This is a genomic window from Streptococcus sp. Marseille-P7375, assembly GCF_902460365.1.
Lineage (GTDB): Bacteria > Bacillota > Bacilli > Lactobacillales > Streptococcaceae > Streptococcus > Streptococcus cristatus_I.
Genome location: NZ_CABPTR010000005.1, coordinates 63,928 through 84,888, shown reverse-complemented (window position 1 = coordinate 84,888; position 20,961 = coordinate 63,928). Strand labels below are relative to the sequence as shown.

The following is a 20,961-nucleotide window of genomic DNA, read 5'->3' as shown; positions in this document are numbered from 1 at the left end:
TTCTACATTTAAACTCAGCTCTGATAAACCTGCAACAAAGCTGTTTGCAGGTTTGTTATAGGCTGATAGTTAGTAGATTGAAAGGAATTTTATCTCTATGGTGAATCGCCAAACTCCTAGTCTCTCATTTGAAGTATTTCCTCCTAATCCGGCAGTAGGCAATGATAAGATTTTTCAGGCGTTGAGGGAGATGCAAGATCTGGCTCCCCACTTTATCAGTGTGACTGCCAGCAATAATAAATTTGATATTGAGGAGACAACGGTTCGTTTGGCTGAGTTCATCTCCAATGACCTTGAGATTCCAACGATTGCCCATTTGCCAGCTGTTTATCTAACCAAGGAAATGGTGTCCAATATCTTGCAGGCTCTGGATCGTGTTGGGGTCAATCAGATTTTGGCTTTGCGAGGCGATATTTTTCCAGATGTGGCTCCCAAGGATGATTTTAGATATGCGACTGACTTGATTGAGTATATCAAGACAGAGGCACCACATTTTGACATCATCGGTGCTTGCTATCCAGAGGGACACCCAGACTCACCAAACCAGATCTCAGATATTCAGAATCTCAAGAAGAAAGTGGATGCAGGCTGCTCTAGTCTTGTCACTCAGCTCTTCTTTGACAATGAACGCTTCTATGATTTCCAAGATAAGTGTACCTTGGCTGGGATTGATGTTCCGATTCATGCAGGGATCATGCCGATTCTTAACCGAAACCAAGCGCTTCGTCTTTTGAAAACGTGTGAGAATATTCATCTTCCGCGCAAATTCAAGGCTATTCTGGATAAGTATGAACATGATCCAGAATCCCTGCGGACAGCTGGTTTAGCCTATGCGGTGGATCAAATTGTTGATTTGGTGACCCATGATGTAGCAGGGATCCATCTCTATACGATGAATAACGCAGCTACAGCTTACCATATCTATAAGGCGACCCATGCCCTCTTTAACCATACCCCATCCGTTCAATCTTTTTAAGATGAATGAAGAGACCACTAATCAGATTCATTTGCTGTTTAGTGGTTTTTGTTTATAGATTTTGATCATTTAGAAGCTGATAAATGATAGAGTCGTTCTTTTCTTGCTTGCTAAAATGTCTTATTTTGTTTATATTAGTTTTATAAGCTTTCTTGGAGGCGTTTATATGACCGAAGATCGTTTGAAGTTGAAATTGCTGGGAAGTCCGAGTGTCTTTCTCAATCAAGAGGAAGTCTTTTTTCCTTTTGCCAAAATCAATGCTCTGCTCTATTATCTCCATATCAATGGGACAGTCAATCGGGAGGAGATTGCAGGAATCCTCTGGGAAAACAAGGATAATCAGACTGCCAAAAAGAATCTGCGCAACACAATTTATCAAGCCAATAAGTTACTAGGTGGAGAATGGATTGTTGCTCCCAACCGGACTGTGCTATCGCTTAATCCCGAGTGTGCGATTGAAAGTGATGTAGAAATTTTCACGGACAAGCCTGCGGAGCATCTGTCGCTCTATCAGGGTGATTTTCTGCAGGGCTTCTATCTCAAGGACAGTGAAGCCTTTGACTATTGGGTGTCCAAGATGCGGACGCGATATGAGCAAATCTATATCCAGGCTTGCTATCAAAAGTTGGAAAAAGATCCGTCGAATTTGGAAGAATCAGAGCGCAATCTGCGTCGTATGATCAGTATCGATGAGTTTGATGAAAAGAATTATCATCTGCTGATGAAGCTCTATCAGGAGAATGATCGACCTGGTAAGGTGATTGAGACTTATTATAAATTGGTCAATCTCTTGGACAAGGAATTGGGGATTAGTCCGAATGAAGCAATCCAACAGCTGTACCATGAAGTGATGGCCAAGGATCGCAGTGAGCGTAAAATCAAGCAATTTTTACGTAATACAGACCACTTTTTTGGCCGAGTGGGTGAAATCAAGCGTTTGGAATCTTATTTTTCTAAGATTTTAGAGAGGCAAGAACCTCGTGCGCTGCTCTTAGTCGGTGGTACTGGAATCGGTAAACGGACAGTGACTCGACAGGTACTGGCTAATCAGACTAAGTATTTCCAGATTGTTATGGCAGAGTGCTTCAAGGAAGAAATGACGGTTGGATTGCAGCCTTGGCGTAGTCTGCTAGATGGATTGGGAGACTTAGTTATTCAGCATCAGATCTTTTCGACCAGCCAGTGGCAGGTTATTTTGGATAGTTATTTTCCGATGATGGCAGGTGAAGCTTCGGATTTTGAGCTGAATACGGATCGTCTGGCTCGGTTTGTGCTGGATATTTTGCAAAAGATTTCTAAGAAAAAGGCTTTGGTGATCTTAGTTGAGGACTGTCACTGGATGGATGAGGCAAGTGTGGCTGTTTTAGAGCAGGTTATGAACCATTTGAGGGATTATCCAGTAGCCTTTGTGTTGACCAAGCATCTGAGTACGCCACCCTATCTTGGCCGCTTTTTCAATCACTTGTTGCTTCGTAGCCAGCTAGACTGCATTGAGTTGCAGCCGCTAGATTTTAAGGCAAGTGTGGCTTATTTACAGGCCCAGACTGGACAGTTAGTCATATCTGAAGAACGACTTGAGGCTATTTATCGGGTCAGTCAGGGCATTCCTTTCTTTCTGTCGGAGTATGCGGAACAGCTTCTTCGGGGTGAGAAATTCCAGCCATTGACCTCAGCTATTAAAGCAAAACTATCTCTGAAATTAGGCTATTTGAGTAGCCAGGAGGAGGAATTGGTTGACTATCTGGCTTGCTTTAGTTCCCCTGCTTCGGTAGCACTCTTAGCTCAGTTGCTAGGCCTATCTGTGGAAGAAGTAGTCGAAATTGCGGAAGGATTTGGGCAAAAACAGCTTTTAATAGAAGAAGAGCAGGATGAATTGGTTTTACGATTCAGCCAGGAGCTTTTGCGGATTTATGCTTATGAGCGCTTGCCGCTTGCCAAGAAGCGGATGCTACATCACCAGATTGCCCAAGGCATGGAAGACCAGCTAGGAGCCTCTCTTTATCATGCTCAGCTGCTCAATGATATTGCCTATCATTATAAGATGTCTAAACAACCGATTAAGTCTCTGGAGTATGAGTTGCATTATCTCGAGGCTACCTTGCAGTTTCATCATGAGCTCTTTCCGATTTATTCGCGGGAGTTTGGCTTTATCGAAAAGACGGATGATAGCAATCAATCAGCGGTTTTGGACCAATTTGATCGTATCCGTCGGGAAATAGAAGGATTAGAGAGAAAACACCAGAATCACAAAGATTTTCAGCTATTGGTTCTCCGATTTCTCTATCTGGAAGGGCGCTATGCTATCCGGACGGGGAATTACCAGCAGGGAATGGACAACATCCAGCAGGTGATTGCTTCTGCTAAAGAGCTGCAACAGATGGAGTTTCTCCTAGAAGGCTATCGGCAGATGATTTACTATTGCATCCAGACGGAGAATATTCCTGAGATGCGCTACTATACGGAGTTGGCCCTGGATGCTTCAGTTCAGGCCAATAATCACGAAGCTATTGCAATGAATCTTCGACTCAAGGGACTTTATCATCTCATGATTGGAGATGAGGAGCAATCACTCCGCCATCTTTACCAGTCTATCGATTGCTTTAGTTTGACGGCTTCGTTGCGCTCAAAGTATTCGATTCAGATTGCGGCCGCTCTAGATTATTTGGCAGAGATTGAGCAGATTCGTGGGAATTTCACGACAGCGCTGGCTCATCAGAAAGAAGCGATTGAGTTGACGGAAAATAAAACAGCAGAGCCTTCGATTTTTGCTTTCTATATAGGCTTGGGACTGACTTATTATCAGCTGAAAGATTATGAACAGGCGGAGCGAATCTTGCTGAAAGCGAAAGCAGCCCTGAAGTCGCTCAGCTTTCCTTGGAAGGAGACCCAGTTGGAAGTTTATTTGGCCTTGATTGGCTGTGAGAAAGGAGATTACCAGCCGGTGCTTGATCTGCTGCGGAAAAAGGATAGTCTCATTAGTCGCTATGGCAATCCGCGGGACAAGGGCTTGATCTACTATCTGATGACTGTGATCAAGTATCGCCAGCTGGCTGGCAGCTTGCAAGAAGCTGGTTTTGAAAATTTATTAGCTCAGGACTTTGAAACTTATTATGAAACAGCCAAAAGTCAGCTCAATCCCTACCGGGATCGTCATCAACTAAAGGAATTAGAAAACTTACGTCGAACCTTGTCTTAAGAATTGAACACAAATAAAAGAGGATGAAATCTATGTTCATCCTCTTTTGATGTTTGTAATGAAGTTTTTAAATGCCCATCAGTCATGTACTTGTGCCCAGATTTGGGTTAGGTAAAAGACAAAACTGGCCGCTAGATTAGCCGTATGGTTATCTATATCGTGAGGGGGAGAGACTTCGACGATGTCAAAGCCAATCAGTTTGCCTGACGCAGCGATGTGCTGGAAGACCAGCACAGCCAGATTGGGATCCACACCGAGCGACTGGATGGCACTGACACCAGGAGCGGCGCCAGCTGCAAAGCAGTCAATATCAATGGTTAAATAAACCTGCTCTTTATCGGCTAGAAAAGCATCAACTACCTTGCAGACTTCCTTGTAACCCATTTGGTAGATATCCATTCCAGTCAGGAACTGGATAGCCTTAGACTTGGCTACAAAGTCAAAGAGAAAGAGATTGTTATTGTGCTCCTGAATCCCTAGGATGAGATAGTTAAAGATCTGTTTCTGAGCTAAGGTATCATCAAACATTTGACGAAAACCGGTACCGGAGTTGGGTCCAGTCTGATCGTAGGGGCGTAGGTCAAAATGGGCATCCATATTGATCACAGCTAAGTTTTGGTCAGGATTTAGCGACGACTTGAGACCTAGATAGTTGCCGTAGGCTGTTTCGTGACCGCCGCCTAGAACGATGGGTCGGAGATTAAGCTCTCGCAGGCGTTTGACTGCTCTCGCCAAGCTTTGCTGCAGTTGTTCCAGAGATCGGTTAGGCCCGTCAATATCGCCAACGTCAAATACTCGAACGTTTCTACCTAGATGCCAAGGAAGTTTGGCCAGCTGAGTTCGGATAGCTTGTGGTCCTTCGACAGCCCCCACTCGGCCGTTATTGATATAGACGCCCTTGTCGCTCTTGAAGCCAATCAGGGCAAAGTTTACACCTTCAAAAGGAGTTAAGTTAGGATCATTTAAGTCCAGAAACTCAATGACCATGCCCCACTTAGCAGTATATAGATTGTCTTCTGGACCTCGCTGATAGTAATGGTTGTCTAGCTGATAGTAATCTTCTAACATAATTTTGTCCTTTTTGATAACGATACTTGCGACTTTATTATAAGAGTTTCCGCTAAGCCTGTCAATGACTTTTGGCGGGAAAAGAAGCCCAGCTGCATGAGAGCGGGCTTCTTATGTTAGCTTTTTACAGAGGCATCAGCTTTAGAACTGAATGCTCAAGTCCACAGCCTTTTCAACGGCTGCTAGGAATTCTTCGTTTTCAATCAGCTCAGAAGCCTTGTTGAGTTCTTCATAGATTTCGATATCCTTATCAAACTCGATAAAGCGGACATGCTGACGGAAGAGGTCGTAGGCCGGCTTGGTTCCTTTACCAAGTTCATGGTTTTCTGGTTTCAGATCCAGAGCTTGGCAGGCGGCCATGATTTCTGTTGCTACGATGCGGCGAGAATTCTTGAGAATCTCAGCTGCCTTGCGAGCTGCAGTAGTTCCCATGCTGACAAAGTCTTCTTGGTTTTCACAAGATGGGATAGAGTCTACGCTGGCTGGATGAGCTAGGACTTTGTTTTCAGAAGCGAGCGAAGCACAAGCATACTGGGTAATCATAAAGCCAGAGTTGAGTCCTGGGTGTTTAACCAAGAAGGATGGAAGCTTGCTCAGTTGGCTGTTGACCAGACGTTCTACACGACGCTCGGATACATTACCGATTTCAGAAATAGCGATACCGAGGAAGTCGAATGGCTGTGCCATTGGTTCTCCGTGGAAGTTACCGCCTGAGATAACATGGCCTTCCTTAGTAATGATAGGGTTGTCTGTAACGGAGTTGATCTCAATCTCAACCTTGGTCTTGACATAAGCGATAGAGTCCTTGCTGGCACCATGAATCTGCGGAATACAACGCAGGGTGTAAGGGTCTTGGACCCGTTGTTGAGTGGCTACGGTTGTGTTGCCACTGCCTTCTAGAAGGTTGCGGATATTGCGGGCTGTAGCCAACTGTCCGCTTTGAGGACGGATGGTATGTAGGTCTTCTTCAAATGGACTGGTAATACCATTGTGGACCTCCATGGAAAGGGCACCAGCGACATCTGACAATTTAAGCAGCTGGATGGCATCGTAGGTAGCCAAAGCTCCGATACCTGTCAGGACAGTCGTTCCGTTAATCAGCGCCAGCCCTTCCTTGGCAGCTAGAGCAATTTTTTCAATCCCAGCCTTGTCCAAAGCTTCTTGTCCAGAGAGCAATTGGCCTTGATAGTAAGCACGGCCCAGTCCTAACATAGGCAGAACCATGTGAGCCAGCGGTGCCAAGTCGCCAGAGGCACCGAGAGAGCCCTTTTCTGGAATAAATGGCACGACGCCTTTATTGAGCAATTCCAGAAGCTTTTCGACAGTAGAGAGCCGGATACCAGAATAGCCCTTGACCAGAGAATTAATCCGAATTAACATGATAGCACGAACTGCATCTTCAGGAAGAGGATCGCCAAATCCTGAAGCATGGGTGCGAATCAAGTTTTCCTGCAGCTGAGTCGTATCTTCTGGCGAGATGCTGACATTGCAGAGGGAGCCAAATCCAGTCGTAACGCCATAGACTACCCGCTTTTCGCGGACGATGTCATCTACGATTTTACGGGAAGCTTCTACAGCTTTCTTAGCTTCTTGGTTGATTTCGCAGATAGCTCCATGACGAGCTACTGCAATGACATCTTCTAAAGTAAGGTGTTCGCCATCCAAATTGATTACATGTGTCATAAGATTCATTCTCCTTTTTGTTCAAGAACTTTATTTTTACAAATCAGTACTATGTAGATATAGTAGACTGCGCTGGCGACAAGGACACCGATGAGACCATAGACATAGTTCATTGGATTTTCACCCCAAATCATGACGAGGCTGATTAGGACCGCTAAAATTGGGATGACAGGACCAAATGGAACGCGGAAGACCACTTTCTTATCTGGATATTTCTTTCTCAATACCAATACGGCTAGAGCAGTTGGGATGTATTGGAAGAAGCGGAAGACTACGCTGAGAGCCGCTAATACTTCAAATGTTCCTGTAAAGAGCAGGGCGATGGCCAAAAGTCCGGAGATAATAATGGCAATTACAGGGGCGTTTTTAGCATTGGTTTCAGCGATTTTTTTAGGCAACAAGCCTTCATCTGCAATGGCTGCACCATAACGTGGGACCATGATAGATTCCCCGATGTTAAGTCCAGCAATAGAGATCAGCGCTCCAATAGAAACAATCCATGCTCCAGCAGGTCCAATCATTTCGACAAAGGCGTCTTGTACAGAGGCATCTGTTTGCAGGATTCGGCTGCCTAACATGGCGATAGTTCCTGCGATAATCAGCATATAGAGAACAGAGACAATACTGATAGAGCCCAAAATAGCTCGAGGCACATTCTTTTCTGGGTTGCGCATTTCACCAGCAACGATAGACATGGTTTCAAAACCGATGAAACCGTAGAAGATATAGATCGCTGTACTAGAGATGGCTTTCATGATATCTACGCCAGGTTCTAGCTGAAGAAACGGAGTGAAGTTTCCTTTGTCAATTCCTCCTTTGATGAAGAAAATTGCACATAGACTGAAAGCGACAATTGGGATGAGCTTGGCTACGGTTGCGGTCAAGGTGAACATTTTGGAGGTCTTAAGACCTGATATATTCATCAGACTGAGTAGGATAATCAGGCTCACACTGAGTAAAAGTTCATAGGGGGCAAAGGATTTAAAAGTAATGACAAAAAGTCGCGCAAATCCTGCTGCCATAGCGGACCAAGCGATGATGGTAACCGCCCAGCCTAGGAAGCCAACATTAAATCCGACAAAGTCCCCAAAGGCTGCTTTGGAATATTGGAAGGCTCCGCCGTTTTTATTAAAATAACCAGCAGTTTCTGCCAAGCAGACGGCTAAGAGAATAACGAGGAGGGCAGTTCCCAGCATGACAGCTAGAGAAGCAGGACCCAGTCCTTTATAAATCTTTTGCGGTAGGAGGAAAATTCCTGAACCGATAACAGCATTGATACCATAGAGAGTAGCGCCAGAAAAGCTGAATTTCGCATTTTCTCGCTCTTGTTCTTGTGCAGTGAGTTTAGTCGCATTCATAATAATGTTTCTCCTTTAGAGATGTGGGATCCTTTCCAAGTAAAGATAGAACGATGATAGGACATCCTTGTATCTTTACTTAGTAGGGATATGGGTCAAACCAGCCCATATAGCAAGGGGATCCCCCGTTGGCTGGTCACTCGAAAACATTATTTGTAGCTCAGTTTCCTGAGTCTCTTTTTCCACTATCAGAAGTTGCCCTGTCTCTAGATTAAGCGATGGCAGGCCTGTTCCTGTCACCATCAGATCACTCAAGGCGTAGATAAATTGAATGGCTTCATCTTGACTAAGCTCTTCTCTATCTGAGATGGCAAGCATCTGTCCCTGATAATGGTCGCTGTAGATTAAGTTAAAGTCGGTACAAGTCCCACGACTTGTGATAGAATCACTCCCTTCGAAAAAATAGGGGGTAAAGGGAGCTAGAACCGTTTCCTCCTGCCGACTGGCATTGTGGAGATGAAGTGTGTGGTCCAGGCTCATGAGAATGCGGTGAAAGCCGCTGAGGTCAGAAAACTGACTTTCAGCCAACTCTACAGTCGCTGTTGAGAGTCGATAGTCAAAGTCCCGCTTGCCATAGTGGCCAGTTGGCGGGGAAAGATAAAGTTGTTTTGTCTTTCCCCCCGACCAATCGGAAACTTGAAAATCGCTTGATTTTAGAAGGGTTATATTTGCCATTTTTTGTAATGATTAGAACAAACCGCTGATATTGCCGTCTTTGTCAACATCAATCTTTTCGCTGGCTGGTACCTTAGGCAAGCCCGGCATGGTCATGATTGCACCAGTCAGAGCAACGATGAAGCCTGCACCAGCAGAAACTTTGAGCTGGCTGATCGTCACGACAAAGTCTTTAGGTGCGCCCAGTTTCTTAGCATCGTCTGAGAAGGAGTACTGAGTCTTAGCCATACAGATAGGATAGTTGGAGAAGCCCAGCTCTTCCAGTTGTTTGAGTTCGTGTTTAGCAGCAGGAGTCAGGCGAACGCCCTTACCTCCATAGACCTTAGTAACAATTTTGTTCAGCTTGGTTTCAATGGAGTCCTCTTCATTATATACAAATTGGAAGTGATTGTCTCCTTCGGCCAGTTCCACGACTTTTTCAGCCAACTCTTTACCGCCAGCTCCGCCATTTGCCCAGACATCAGAAATCACGACGTCAACGCCGCGTTTTTGGCAGGCGTCATAAACTGCTTGCAATTCTGCTTCGGTATCCAGAGGGAATTTATTGATGGCAACGACTGCTGGCAATCCATAAACATCTTGAATGTTTTCCAGATGTTTTTCCAAGTTTGGCAGTCCATCTACAACGGCTTGGACATTTTCTTCAGCCAGGTCGCTCTTAGCGATACCACCGTGCATCTTGAGAGCGCGGATAGTAGCAACCAGAACTACAGCCGCTGGACGAAGACCAGATGTACGACACTTGATATCGATGAATTTTTCAGCACCCAGGTCAGCCCCAAAACCAGCTTCTGTAACTGCATAGTCGCCATATTTGAGAGCTAGTTTGGTAGCTAGGACACTGTTACAGCCATGAGCAATGTTAGCAAAAGGTCCACCGTGAATCAAGGCTGGTGTGTGTTCCAGAGTTTGAACCAAGTTTGGATGGATGGCGTCTTTGAGGACAGCAGCCATAGCGCCACCAGCTTTCAGATCCTTAGCAGTTATTGGCTTACCTTCAAAGCTGTAGCCAATGATGATTTTTTCCAAACGGTTCTTGAGATCGGTGATATTTTCTGACAGACAGAGAATAGCCATAACCTCAGAAGCAACTGTAATGTCAAAACCATCTTCACGCGGAACACCGTTGACCTTACCCTGCAAGCCATCCACAATGTGGCGCAACTGCCGGTCATTCATATCAACTGCCCGCTTCCAAGTGATGCGGCGAGAGTCGATGCCTAAGGCATTGCCATGGTGGATGTGGTTGTCAATGAGGGCTGCCAGCAGGTTGTTGGCAACACCGATGGCATGAAAGTCACCAGTGAAGTGGAGGTTGATGTCTTCCATGGGCACAACTTGAGCGCGTCCACCACCAGCAGCTCCGCCCTTGATACCAAAGACAGGTCCGAGTGAAGGTTCCCGCAGAGCGATAACGGCTTTTTTACCGATAGCAGCTAGAGCATCGACCAATCCGACAGAAGTCGTGGTCTTGCCTTCTCCGGCCGGTGTCGGAGAAATAGCTGTCACGAGAATCAGTTTGCCGTCTGGTTTGTCTTTTAAGAATTCCAGTTGGCCGGCACTGATTTTTGCCTTGTAATTTCCATAAAGAGACAGGGCGTCTTCAGCAATTCCAAGCTTTTCAGCCACCTCTTTGATGGGCTTCATTTGAACCGAATTGACAATTTCAATATCTGATAAAACCATATTGTTACCTCTTGAGAAGAGGAAGTCCATTCACAGGAAAGAGTGAACTTCTCTTCCGTTTATTTATTAGACAACTTTCAAAATTTCTTGATAAATTTCATCGGCTAGGGCGCAGCCTTTTTGTAGGAGTTCTTCCCCCTTGCTGTGGTAGTTTGCGACAAAAGCTTCATCCTTGACACCTGACAGGTTGATGAGGACATTGAGCCAAGCTCCTTGCAGACCAGCCTTAAGATTGAGAGCTGCGACTCCCAGGTCGCTGGCAGCATTGGTATTGGATTTTCCGACAGTCTTTTGAGTTGTTTGCAGGGCAGCCAAGATGTCTTCCATCATGCCGTAAGGTGACTTGGTCGCTTTCTTGAGGGCTTGTTGCATCGCTTCTCGACGGGCAGCTTTTTCTTCCTCTGTTTCCTTAGGCATATCAAAGACGGCGGAGACTAGATTGAAGGCTTCGGTGTCCTTGTCGATAGCTGCGAGCAGGCTTTCTTGGAGGCGGGCACTTTCTGCATGCACTTGAGCAATTTCTGCTTCAAATTCTGCGTATTTTTTCTTGCCAAGGGTTAATTCACAGACCATCTTAGTCAGGGAAATACCGTTGGCTGCTGAAAGAGCAGCGGCAGAGCCGCCTCCTGGTGCAGGAGCATCTGAGCCTAGGACTTGGGCAAATTCTGTCAAGCTTAAATCTACTAATTTCATAGGTTTCTGTCCTCCTAGCCCAGCAAATGGTTTTCCAGAACTTGCTTGCCGTAGTCAAAGTCTTCGATTTGCAGATAGTATTCTGCTGCGTCAATCAAAGCCTTAGCTGGAGCCAAACCGATGACCTCTGAGCCGAGGATTCCAACTCCGTAACGTTTGGCTTCAAAGCGAACAGTTTCAAAAACACGATAGAGTGGGAATTTTTCCAGATTGACCATGTTGATAGAAACCTGAGCAATGTTGCGGTCTTCCAGCATAACGCCAATCGCTTTACAGTATTTGTAGCCACCGCTTGAACCACGGATAATTTTGGCAATATTGTTGGCAATTTCCAGATTGTCTGTATCCAAGTTGATGTTGTAGGCGATGAGCGGCATTCTAGCACCAACAGCAGTGACACCAGCAGTTGGGTGAATCTTTCTTTCACCATAGTCTGGAGCCCAGTCAGCTTCCAAGAGTTTTTCAGGCATGCCTTCAAACTGTCCTTTACGAACCTTAGCCAAGTTCTTACGCTCAGGACGAGTCGCTGCATCTTCATAGAGGAAGATAGGAATACCGAGCTCACGGTTGATTCGCTCAGATACTGTCTTCGCAATTTCGACGCATTCCTCACTTGTGATGTCTTTGATCGGTACAAAAGGCAGGACATCAGTTGCGCCCATACGAGGGTGTTCCCCTTGGTGCTTGGTCAAGTCAATATTTTCAGAAGCGTATTTGACCAAACGAAAGGCAACTTCCTGAATATTTTGATCATCACCAACCAAGGTAAAGACGCTGCGGTTGTGGCTGGCATCAGAAGAGTGGTCCAAAAGTGTTACGCCTGGCACACTCTTAGCTACTTCCACTAGACCGTCAATGACCGCTTGGTTGCGGCCTTCAGAAAAGTTAGGAATACATTCAACAATTTTTGCCATAAGATATTACCTCGTGTTATATGTTATTAAAATTTATAAAGTAGATAAAGTGGAACTTCCGTCTGAGCTAGGTGTAAGGCCTAGCTCATTTTAGAAGTTGGGGGACAGGTTTTTCCTATTCGAACAATTTCTTAACAGATTCTTTGACCAAATCTTCGTCAGTTAAGTACGGAATGGTGATGTGGTCTGTTCCTTGGTGGAGGCGGTTGTATTCGATAGCTGTCTCAATAGCATGCTCATTACGTGCCCAGTTACGACGAGCAACTCCGCCGATTGTATCCCAAGCGATAGCAGATTTGATGATTTCATCGATGCGTTCGCTGCCGTCCAGTACCAAGCCAAAGCCACCGTTGATTGCTTTACCGATACCAGTTCCGCCACCGTTGTGGAGAGCAACCAGGCTCATACCGCGAGCTGCATTACCAGCGTAACATTGCACAGCCATGTCGCAGGTAACATTAGAACCGTCCTTGATATTAGAAGTTTCACGGAATGGAGAGTCAGTACCAGATACGTCGTGGTGGTCACGGCCGATCATGACAGGACCAATCTTGCCTTCGCGTACTAATTCATTGAACTTGAGGGCGATATTGACGCGTCCCATACAGTCTTGGTAGAGAATCCGAGCCTGAGTTCCAACAACCAGCTGGTTCTTTTCTGCATCGCGAATCCAGTTGTAGTTGTCGCGGTCTTGATAGCGGCGGTTAGGGTCGATCACTTCCATAGCAGCGTGGTCAGTAGCGACTAGGTCTTCGTGCTTACCGCTCAGACATACCCAACGGAAAGGACCGTAACCATAGTCAAAGAGCATAGGCCCCATGATATCTTCTACATAAGATGGCCAGATGAAGCCGTCTTTGTCGTCAAAGCCATTCTTAGAAATTTCCTTGATGCCAGAGTCATAGACCGCCTTCATAAAGGCATTACCATAGTCAAAGAAGTAGGTACCGTTGCTAGTCAGGGTCTTGATTGCCTTGAAGTGACGTTCCAAGGTTTGGTCAACCAGCTTAGCAAAGGTTTCCTTGTCTTCAGCTAGGAGGCGAGTCCGCTCTTCAAAGCTGATGCCAGCCGGACAGTAGCCACCGTCGTAGACATTGTGGCAAGAAGTTTGGTCAGACAGCAAATCAACATGGATGTTATTCTCGTTGACGTATTCCAAAAGGTCTACGATGTTACCGTGATAGGCAATAGAAGTTGATTCGCCAGCTTCCAGAGCTTTTTGAGCCAAGTCGATAGCTTCTTTCGGACTTTCAGCCAATTGGCTAATCCAGCCTTGGGAGTGGCGGGTTTCAATTCGAGATTGGTCTACTTCAGCTATGATTGCTACTGCTTTAGCGATTTCAGCTGCTTTCCCTTGAGCTCCACTCATGCCACCCAGACCAGAAGAAATGAAGAGTTTGCCAGTCAGGTCGCCATCATCAGCTACACCCAGTTTTAAACGTCCAGCATTGAGGAGGGTATTGAACGTACCATGGACGATACCTTGAGGGCCTATGTACATCCATCCGCCAGCTGTCATTTGACCATAGTTGGTCACGCCCATTTCTTCTGCAATTTCCCAGTCCTTCATATTGTCGTATTCACCGACCAAGAGGCCATTAGTGATGATAACGCGAGGTGCTTCTGGTTTGGATTTGAAGAGTCCAAGTGGATGGCCAGATTCTACGACCAGGGTTTGATGGTCGGTCATGACTTCCAAGTATTTCTTGATCAGGTTGTACTGCATCCAGTTAGCGCAGACAGATCCAGTTTCCCCATAAGTAACCAATTCATAAGGATAAAGGGCGATTTCAAAGCTCAGGTTGTTGTCAATCATGACCTGCATAGCCTTAGCTGCGGTACAGTTCCCTTTGTACTCGTCAATTGGTTTGCCATAAATGCGTTCTTTTGGACGCCAGCGGTAGCCATAAATCCGTCCGCGAGTTTTTAACTCTTCTAAAAATTCTGGAATCACTTCTTCGTGGAATCTCTTTGGAATATAGCGAAGGGCATTTTTTAAAGCAATTTCGGTTTGAGCTTGAGTCAAACGGAAGCCCCGGTCAGGTGCTCGGCGGATGCCTTCTTGGAAAACTGTTTTTTCAGGCAGTACATCGTCTAATTTGACGGTCATTGCTGCTGCAATATCTTGTTCGCTGTAGAATGACATGTTTATTTCCTCCTTGTAAAATAACTTAAGATTTGACCTTATTTTATAACAGCGCCGTCAGTACAAAGTCAAGAAAATATTTCTAAAGATAAAAAATATCAATATATCTAATATATATTGGTTTTTGACTATAATTTGACGATAGTGTATTATGATGGAAAGCGAATAAGTTGGAAAATGAATGGAGGAACAAGCATGACTGCTGATTTACTATTAACTCACTTTAATCAAGTCTTCTGTCCCAAGGATCTCGGACATCCACTTTTTGGCGAGGAGATGAAGGAAGCTCAGGTCTTGGAGGACGGCTACATTGCAGTCAAAGACGGCAAAATCCTAGCAGTTGGCAGCGGAGAGCCGGATGCTAGTCTGGTTGGACCAGATACTAAGATTCAGTCTCATGAGGGCAAGATTGCTACACCTGGCTTGATCGACTGTCACACTCACTTGGTCTACGGTGGCAGCCGGGAACATGAATTTGCCAAGAAATTAGCCGGTGTCCCTTATCTGGAAATTCTTGCCCAAGGCGGCGGTATCCTCAGTACGGTCCGGGCGACGCGAGAAGCTTCTTTTGATACTCTCTACGATAAGTCCAAGAGACTGCTGGACTATATGCTGCTGCATGGGGTGACGACTGTCGAGGCCAAGAGTGGCTATGGTCTGGACTGGGAAACAGAGAAGCGCCAGCTAGATGTCGTTGGGGCTCTGGACCGTGACCATGATATTGATTTAGTTTCTACCTTCATGGCTGCCCACGCCGTTCCACCAGAATACAAGGGACGCTCTCAGGAATATCTGGAGCTTATCGTCGAGGAAATGCTGCCTCGGGTAAAAGCAGAAAATCTAGCTGAGTTCTGTGATATTTTCTGTGAAAAAGGCGTCTTTACAGCTGACGAATCACGGTACTTACTTTCTAAGGCTAAGGAAATGGGCTTCAAGCTTCGCATCCATGCTGATGAAATCGAGTCTATCGGCGGAGTAGATGTAGCAGCTGAGCTAGGAGCAACAAGTGCAGAGCACTTGATGGTAGCAACTGATGAGGGCATTCGCAAGATGGCAGAAGCCAAGGTTATCGGCAATCTCCTGCCAGCGACTACCTTCAGTCTGATGGAAGATACCTATGCACCAGCCCGCAAGATGCTGGAAGCTGGTATGGCCATCACTCTAACTACTGACAGCAATCCAGGCTCTTGTCCAACTGCTAACCTGCAGTTCGTTATGCAGCTGGGCTGCTTTATGATGCGCCTGACGCCAGTAGAAGTTCTCAACGCTGTAACTATCAATGCGGCCTATTCAGTTAACCGTCAAGATAAGATTGGCAGCTTTGACACTGGCAAGCAGGCTGACATTACCATCCTAGACGCTAAGAATATTGATTATCCACTTTATTTCTTTGCTACCAACCTGACCCATCAGGTTTACAAGGCTGGAAAACTGGTCGTCGATCAGGGTAGAATCGTCTAATTTTATAAGTCAGTCCCATTTCCATGTGATAGCAAAGATTTTCTTAGAAGTTCTATTGTTGATTATAAAAAAAGCAGATTTGTGTTCAAGAAAAGGTCGTGGCTTAAACACCACGACCTTTCTGTTTTTTATGAGATTAGGATGTTGAGCTGGTCTCTTTATTTACCCATACACTGCGCGTAAAGACCATGGAGAATAGTGCCAGAGCCACAAAGCCTGCTCCTACGTACCAGTAGGAGATGTCCAGTGTCGTGGATCGTCCAGAGAGATTGACGATGCCACGAAAGAGCATACCGGCTGTCATAGTGGCTACAGCTGAGTTCCAGAGGTTAAGGCTGAGCCGAGAGAGGTTAGGAATGGTCTTCATAAAGAGCAGGAGGAGGATGCCCCCAACGAGAGGAAGGGCAAAGAGATAGTGCATGTGGATAGATGTTTCCCCGAAGCTGAAGGATTCATAGATTCTGCTGAAAGCAAAGAAGAAAATCGTTAGCAGCATGTAGGAAACAGCTGTTTTTTTGAAACGTTTTTTGCTGGGATTAGTAACCGATGTAGACAATGTCACTCACCGCCCTTTCTGAAATATTTCCGTTGGTAGTAGGCTTGTTGATGACCTGACCGTTGAAGTACATAGTGGACGAGCCACCGCCGTCAAGGTTGTAGGCAGTCTTGACGCCATAAGATTTCATGACTTCAGCCATTTCATAGAGGGAAAGTCCCTGACTTTCTGAAGTGCGTCCGTCTGAAACGATGATGATATAGTGGTTTTCATCAATGATACCGATAGCTGTCCGTGGATTGGAAGCCATAGACTGGCCAACTTCGGACTTGGTATTCACGACAATTTCGCCATTTTCTACAAGAGCTGGGCCGAAGGCTAGGAGATTGACCACACCGTCTTTGATCAGCTGATCGGCAGAGATTTCATTTTCGTAAATGATTTTAAAGGAGCCGTCTTTGTAAATGGCCAAATCCCCATTGCTAGAGTCTTCTCGGACGGTATCGCGGTAGACGACGCCATTGCGGATGACATAGCCGGTAGAATTGGCACCGTAGTAGTCGCCGTTAACTGCTAGGATGGCCTTGTTATTAGCGGCCGTTTCTGAAGTTTTGGCTGTGACATTGGTTCCGTAGGTATTGTTGGCGAGGGCTGTTTTCAAATATTCAGCGGAGCTGACGGTCACATCGGCAACGTAGACTTGGGTATTATTGACGGTCTTTTCAGTCAATGTGACCGAGATATTGTCGTCTGAATAGCTGGTATCTGTTACTGTGGCTGTTTCAGCAGCCTTGCTGGCAGCCTCGATATTGGATGATGAAGCGGTGCTTGAGACTGTGGAAATCGTCTCTGCAATGACGAAGGTTTTCAGCATGGAGTAGCTGAAAGAAGCTGTCAGAAGTAGGCCAAAAATCGAGGCGTAGGCATAGCCTTTCTTTAAAAATTTCATGATGCAATGTGTGTCCTTTCCTTAAAAATAAATCTCTTTTGTACCATCCAGGAGACGGTAAAGAGCAGCAGTCCGACGATGATCTTGACAATCAGAAGATTGAGACCGAAGACAGCATAGAAGAGGCGAATCAGCAGTGTATCTAGAATAAAGAGCACTACAGTTAGGCTGAAATAGCCAGTTCCTGTCTTGAGAATGCTGTCGTCGTTCTTAAAGACCAGTTTTTTATTGGTCGAGTAGTTGAAGACCGAGCTTGTCACGCGGGCAATCCCGTTAGCTAAAAGAATTCTCAGGCTGGTCGGCACAGCAGCTAAAAACAAGAGAGCCAGTGCATAGACCATGTAGTCGACGACGAAACTGCTGAGAGAAGTCAGGGCAAATTTAAAGATGTTTTTATAAATCATGAGCCCATCTCTAACAGGTCGGAAGTGCGAGCCTTGATTATCATTGATATAGACTGTCTCAATGGGCACTTCCAAAATGGGATATTCCTTGCTGGCTTCTAAGAGCATGTTCATTTCGTACTCATAGCGCTGACCTTCTACCTTTAGCATAAAGGGAATCATGTTGGTCGTAAAGGCTCGTAAGCCTGTCTGAGTATCGGAGACACCCACGCCAGTTTGGGCTTTGAAGAGAGTCCGAGTCAGACTGTTACCGAAGCGGCTGCGCAGAGGCACCTTGCCAGTAAAGGCGCGTGCTCCCAGAATCAGCCGATTGGGATTTTCAGAAGCCTTGCTCGCTACACGGAAAATATCCCAGACCTTGTGCTGTCCATCCGCATCTGCTGTGATGACCGTTCCGTATTGACCCAGAGACTGGATGTAGGTGAAGGCAGTTTTCAGCGCCTGCCCTTTGCCTTGATTGTTTTCGTGATGGAGGACAGTCGCATATTGTTCAGCCTTTTCAAAGACTGTCTGGCGCTTGGCTGAGCTACCGTCATCGATAACAATGATATGAAAATCACTCTTGCTCTGAATTTTTTGAATCAGTTTAATCAAATTATAATCGGGCTCGTAAGCCGGAATCACTAGATAGTCCATATCCATACCTCTTTCTTAGATGATTTGTAGAAAGTATACAGACTGCGGCTTAAAGCTAGCTGATATCAGTTAGCTTTAAGAAAAAGTTAAATCTTCTTTAAGGAAAGAGTGGGGAAAATGCCTCTGAGAACAAAATAAAAAACTGAGAGTGGGACAGAAATCGGTAATTCGTTAGAATTCGACTTCGTCGTCCCACCTCCGCACAGTTGAGTAGGGCTGTAAAAGCTGATGAAATCAGCGTAGTAGAGCCCACTCAGCCACTGCGTCTTGCTCGACAATCCAAAGATAATTGAGAGGCTAGGACTTTTGTCCCAGCCTCAGCGCTTTGTTTAATAACGTTTTTCTTTGGGCCAGGTGGTGCTCATTTCAGCAACAGCTGTAAAAAGTACATCTGTGGATGAGTTGAGGGCGGTTTCGCAAGAGTCTTGGATGACACCGATGACAAAACCAACGCTGACGACTTGTATAGCCAGATCATTTGGGATACCAAAGAGGCTACAAGCTACAGGAATCAGGAGAAGTGAGCCTCCAGCCACTCCAGAAGTCCCGCAGGCGGAAATGGCTGCAACGACGCTAAGCACCAGTGCTGTTCCAAAGTCCACTTGGATACCCAGTGTATTGGCCGCTGCGAGGGTAAGCGTGTTGATTGTCACCGCTGCTCCTGCCATGTTGATAGTGGAACCAAGTGGGATAGAGACCGAGTAGGTTTCAGGATTAAGGCCTAAATCTCGACACAGTTTCATATTAACAGGGATATTGGCAGCAGAACTGCGGGTGAAAAAGGCAGTGACGCCACTGACTTTTAAGCAGCGCCAGACCAGTGGATAAGGATTTTTCCGAAGCATAATGAAGACAATCAAGGGGGTAATAACCAGCGCAACAAGGGCCATAGAACCCAGTAGTAGGATAAGGAGCATGCCGTAGCTTTTGAGTGCATCAAATCCTTTGCCAGAAATGGTCGTGTACACCAGTCCTAAAATACCAAAGGGGGCTAGATTGATAATCCATTCGACAATCTTCGAAGTAATATCTGCCAGTGTTCTCAAAAGTTCTTTACTTTGCTGACTTGCTTCTCGCATGGCCACTCCAAAGATAACTGCCCAAGACAGAATGCCGATATAATTAGCCTTGCTCAAGGCATTGATCGGATTATCGACAAGGTTGAGGAGGAGATTGCTCAGAACTTGGCCGATGCCTTCTGGTGGACTGACTTCCGAGCTGGCTGCGGTCAGCTCGATGGTCACAGGAAAGATATAGTTGGCGAGGACAGCGACAAGGGCAGCCGCAAAAGTCCCGATTAGATAGAGGATAATGACGGTTTTCATATTGCTCTTCTGCCCCTTTTGGTGCTGAGAGAGGGCATTGGCAACGAGGGTAAAAACGAGCAGTGGTGCGATAGCTTTTAGACCGCCGACAAAGATTTGGTCGAGTAGGCTAATGGCGCTGGCTTGTGGAAAGATGAGGGCCAGCAGGGCGCCTGTGACAATCCCAATAGAAATCCGTTTGATAAGATTGGCGCGATTCCAAGCAGAAAGAATTCGATGAAACATAGGAGCTCCCTTTCTAAAATAAACTGCTTTCCATTATACGCTAGAGGTCGTATAAAATCAATGTTTTTTAGTATTCGCTATGCAGAATAAGGCTGCTTTGATGATTATCCGTCGCCCTTTGTGGTATAATGAATAAGATTTTTGTATCTCATAGGAGGAAAGAATGACAGCTAATGGAAATGTTTTCACGCGCTATTTCCAGCAATTCAACTGGTCAGCTATTCTGGATGATGTATTTTCAAAATTCGTCTCTTTGGTCTTTTTGTGTTTACTATTTTGGGTGGCTAAGAAAATTCTCCATCTTTTTGTGACTAGACTGATTGCGCCATCTTTGAAATTATCTCGGCAGGATGTCGCTCGGCAAAAGACCATTATGCGCTTAATTGAGAATTTACTCAATTATGTACTTTATTTTCTCTTGCTCTACTGGATTTTATCGATTTTGGGCTTGCCAGTCTCAAGTCTTTTAGCTGGGGCAGGGATTGCTGGAGTAGCTATTGGGATGGGAGCGCAGGGCTTTCTGTCCGACCTAGTCAACGGTTTCTTTATTCTCTTAGAGCGTCAGTTGGATGTAGGGGATAATGTTCGCTTGACCAATGGTGCTATCAATATCGCAGGAACGGTTGTCAGCGTCGGGATTCGGACTACGCAGGTACGCGATGCGGACGGAACTCTTCACTTTGTGCCCAATCGAAATATCACTGTAGTAAGCAATCTTTCTCGTGGCGATATGCGGGTTTTGATTGATATTCCTATCTATGCTGAGACGGATTTGGATGAGATTTATCGGATTATCGCTGCAGTCAATCAGGAAGCTGTGCCTGAACATCCAGAAGTTTTGAAGGAACCTGATATTTTGGGACCGCAAATGACTGCGAGCGGGCAGTTTTACTTTCGGATTAGTTTAATCGTTGCAAGCGGTATGCAGGCGAGCCTGTATCATATTTTCTATAAGCTCTACCATGAGGCACTGTTAAAAGAGGGAGTGGCTTTGCCAACATTTGCCCCTGTCACAGGAAATAGTGGCAAATCTTAGCCAGATGTGGTCAGGGGAACAAAGGCAAATAACA

The 20,961-nt window shown here is 45.7% G+C and carries 16 protein-coding genes; 4 read left to right on the top strand and 12 right to left on the bottom strand.

Annotated elements, in window-relative coordinates; translation table 11 throughout:
- Positions 1-97 precede the first annotated feature (97 nt).
- Positions 98-976 (top strand): methylenetetrahydrofolate reductase [NAD(P)H], encoded by an 879-nt coding sequence (metF, locus tag FZ954_RS10180; RefSeq protein WP_045497984.1) that lies wholly within the window; start codon positions 98-100, stop codon positions 974-976.
- 166 nt (positions 977-1,142) lie between these two features.
- Positions 1,143-4,172 (top strand): AAA family ATPase, encoded by a 3,030-nt coding sequence (locus tag FZ954_RS10175; protein ID WP_148878290.1) that lies wholly within the window; start codon positions 1,143-1,145, stop codon positions 4,170-4,172.
- Positions 4,173-4,250: 78 nt separating this feature from the next.
- Here the strand turns inward: FZ954_RS10175 and hutG are convergent, their stop codons facing one another.
- The 8 genes from hutG to FZ954_RS10135 all read right to left on the bottom strand — a co-directional run bounded on the left by hutG (position 4,251) and on the right by FZ954_RS10135 (position 14,395).
- Positions 4,251-5,240, bottom strand: coding sequence for a formimidoylglutamase (gene hutG / locus FZ954_RS10170; protein ID WP_148878289.1), 990 nt, complete (start codon positions 5,238-5,240; stop codon positions 4,251-4,253).
- Positions 5,241-5,381: 141 nt separating this feature from the next.
- Positions 5,382-6,923, bottom strand: coding sequence for a histidine ammonia-lyase (hutH, locus tag FZ954_RS10165; protein WP_187423365.1), 1,542 nt, complete (start codon positions 6,921-6,923; stop codon positions 5,382-5,384).
- 5 nt (positions 6,924-6,928) lie between these two features.
- Positions 6,929-8,281 carry an APC family permease gene (locus tag FZ954_RS10160; RefSeq protein ID WP_048764755.1) on the bottom strand — a complete coding sequence of 451 codons (1,353 nt, stop codon included), beginning with the start codon at positions 8,279-8,281 and terminating at the stop codon, positions 6,929-6,931.
- Positions 8,282-8,356: 75 nt separating this feature from the next.
- Positions 8,357-8,956 carry a HutD family protein gene (locus tag FZ954_RS10155; RefSeq protein ID WP_148878287.1) on the bottom strand — a complete coding sequence of 200 codons (600 nt, stop codon included), beginning with the start codon at positions 8,954-8,956 and terminating at the stop codon, positions 8,357-8,359.
- Between the two features lie 12 nt (positions 8,957-8,968).
- Positions 8,969-10,642: a formate--tetrahydrofolate ligase gene (locus FZ954_RS10150; RefSeq protein WP_148878286.1), complete on the bottom strand. Its 1,674-nt coding sequence runs from the start codon at positions 10,640-10,642 to the stop codon at positions 8,969-8,971.
- A 66-nt stretch (positions 10,643-10,708) separates the two neighbouring features.
- A complete protein-coding gene (locus FZ954_RS10145) occupies positions 10,709-11,335 on the bottom strand; it encodes a cyclodeaminase/cyclohydrolase family protein (protein WP_148878285.1) in 627 nt (208 codons plus the stop codon).
- A gap of 14 nt (positions 11,336-11,349) precedes the next feature.
- On the bottom strand, positions 11,350-12,249 hold the full coding sequence (gene ftcD / locus FZ954_RS10140; RefSeq protein WP_012130840.1) for a glutamate formimidoyltransferase: 900 nt from the start codon (positions 12,247-12,249) through the stop codon (positions 11,350-11,352).
- Between the two features lie 115 nt (positions 12,250-12,364).
- A complete protein-coding gene (locus FZ954_RS10135) occupies positions 12,365-14,395 on the bottom strand; it encodes a urocanate hydratase (protein ID WP_048764741.1) in 2,031 nt (676 codons plus the stop codon).
- A 195-nt stretch (positions 14,396-14,590) separates the two neighbouring features.
- Here FZ954_RS10135 and hutI point away from each other — a divergent pair, with 195 nt between their 5' ends.
- The gene (gene hutI / locus FZ954_RS10130) at positions 14,591-15,856 is read left to right on the top strand and encodes an imidazolonepropionase (RefSeq protein WP_148878284.1); all 1,266 of its coding nucleotides are present in this window, start codon (positions 14,591-14,593) and stop codon (positions 15,854-15,856) included.
- Positions 15,857-15,992: 136 nt separating this feature from the next.
- Here hutI and FZ954_RS10125 read toward each other — a convergent pair whose 3' ends face one another.
- From FZ954_RS10125 to sstT, 4 genes are all read right to left on the bottom strand, one after another.
- On the bottom strand, positions 15,993-16,412 hold the full coding sequence (locus FZ954_RS10125; protein ID WP_048764736.1) for a hypothetical protein: 420 nt from the start codon (positions 16,410-16,412) through the stop codon (positions 15,993-15,995).
- Positions 16,393-17,301, bottom strand: a complete 909-nt coding sequence (locus tag FZ954_RS10120) for a phosphodiester glycosidase family protein (protein ID WP_148878282.1) — start codon at positions 17,299-17,301, stop codon at positions 16,393-16,395. Before FZ954_RS10120 ends, FZ954_RS10125 begins: the two co-directional genes overlap by 20 nt.
- Positions 17,298-18,347: a bifunctional glycosyltransferase family 2/GtrA family protein gene (locus tag FZ954_RS10115; protein WP_148878281.1), complete on the bottom strand. Its 1,050-nt coding sequence runs from the start codon at positions 18,345-18,347 to the stop codon at positions 17,298-17,300. The genes FZ954_RS10120 and FZ954_RS10115 overlap by 4 nt, the downstream gene beginning before the upstream one ends.
- Before the next feature lie 323 nt (positions 18,348-18,670).
- The gene (gene sstT / locus FZ954_RS10105) at positions 18,671-19,891 is read right to left on the bottom strand and encodes a serine/threonine transporter SstT (RefSeq protein WP_148878280.1); all 1,221 of its coding nucleotides are present in this window, start codon (positions 19,889-19,891) and stop codon (positions 18,671-18,673) included.
- 163 nt (positions 19,892-20,054) lie between these two features.
- Between sstT and FZ954_RS10100 the strand changes: the two genes are divergently transcribed.
- Positions 20,055-20,927, top strand: a complete 873-nt coding sequence (locus tag FZ954_RS10100) for a mechanosensitive ion channel family protein (RefSeq protein ID WP_148878279.1) — start codon at positions 20,055-20,057, stop codon at positions 20,925-20,927.
- Positions 20,928-20,961: the final 34 nt, after the last annotated feature.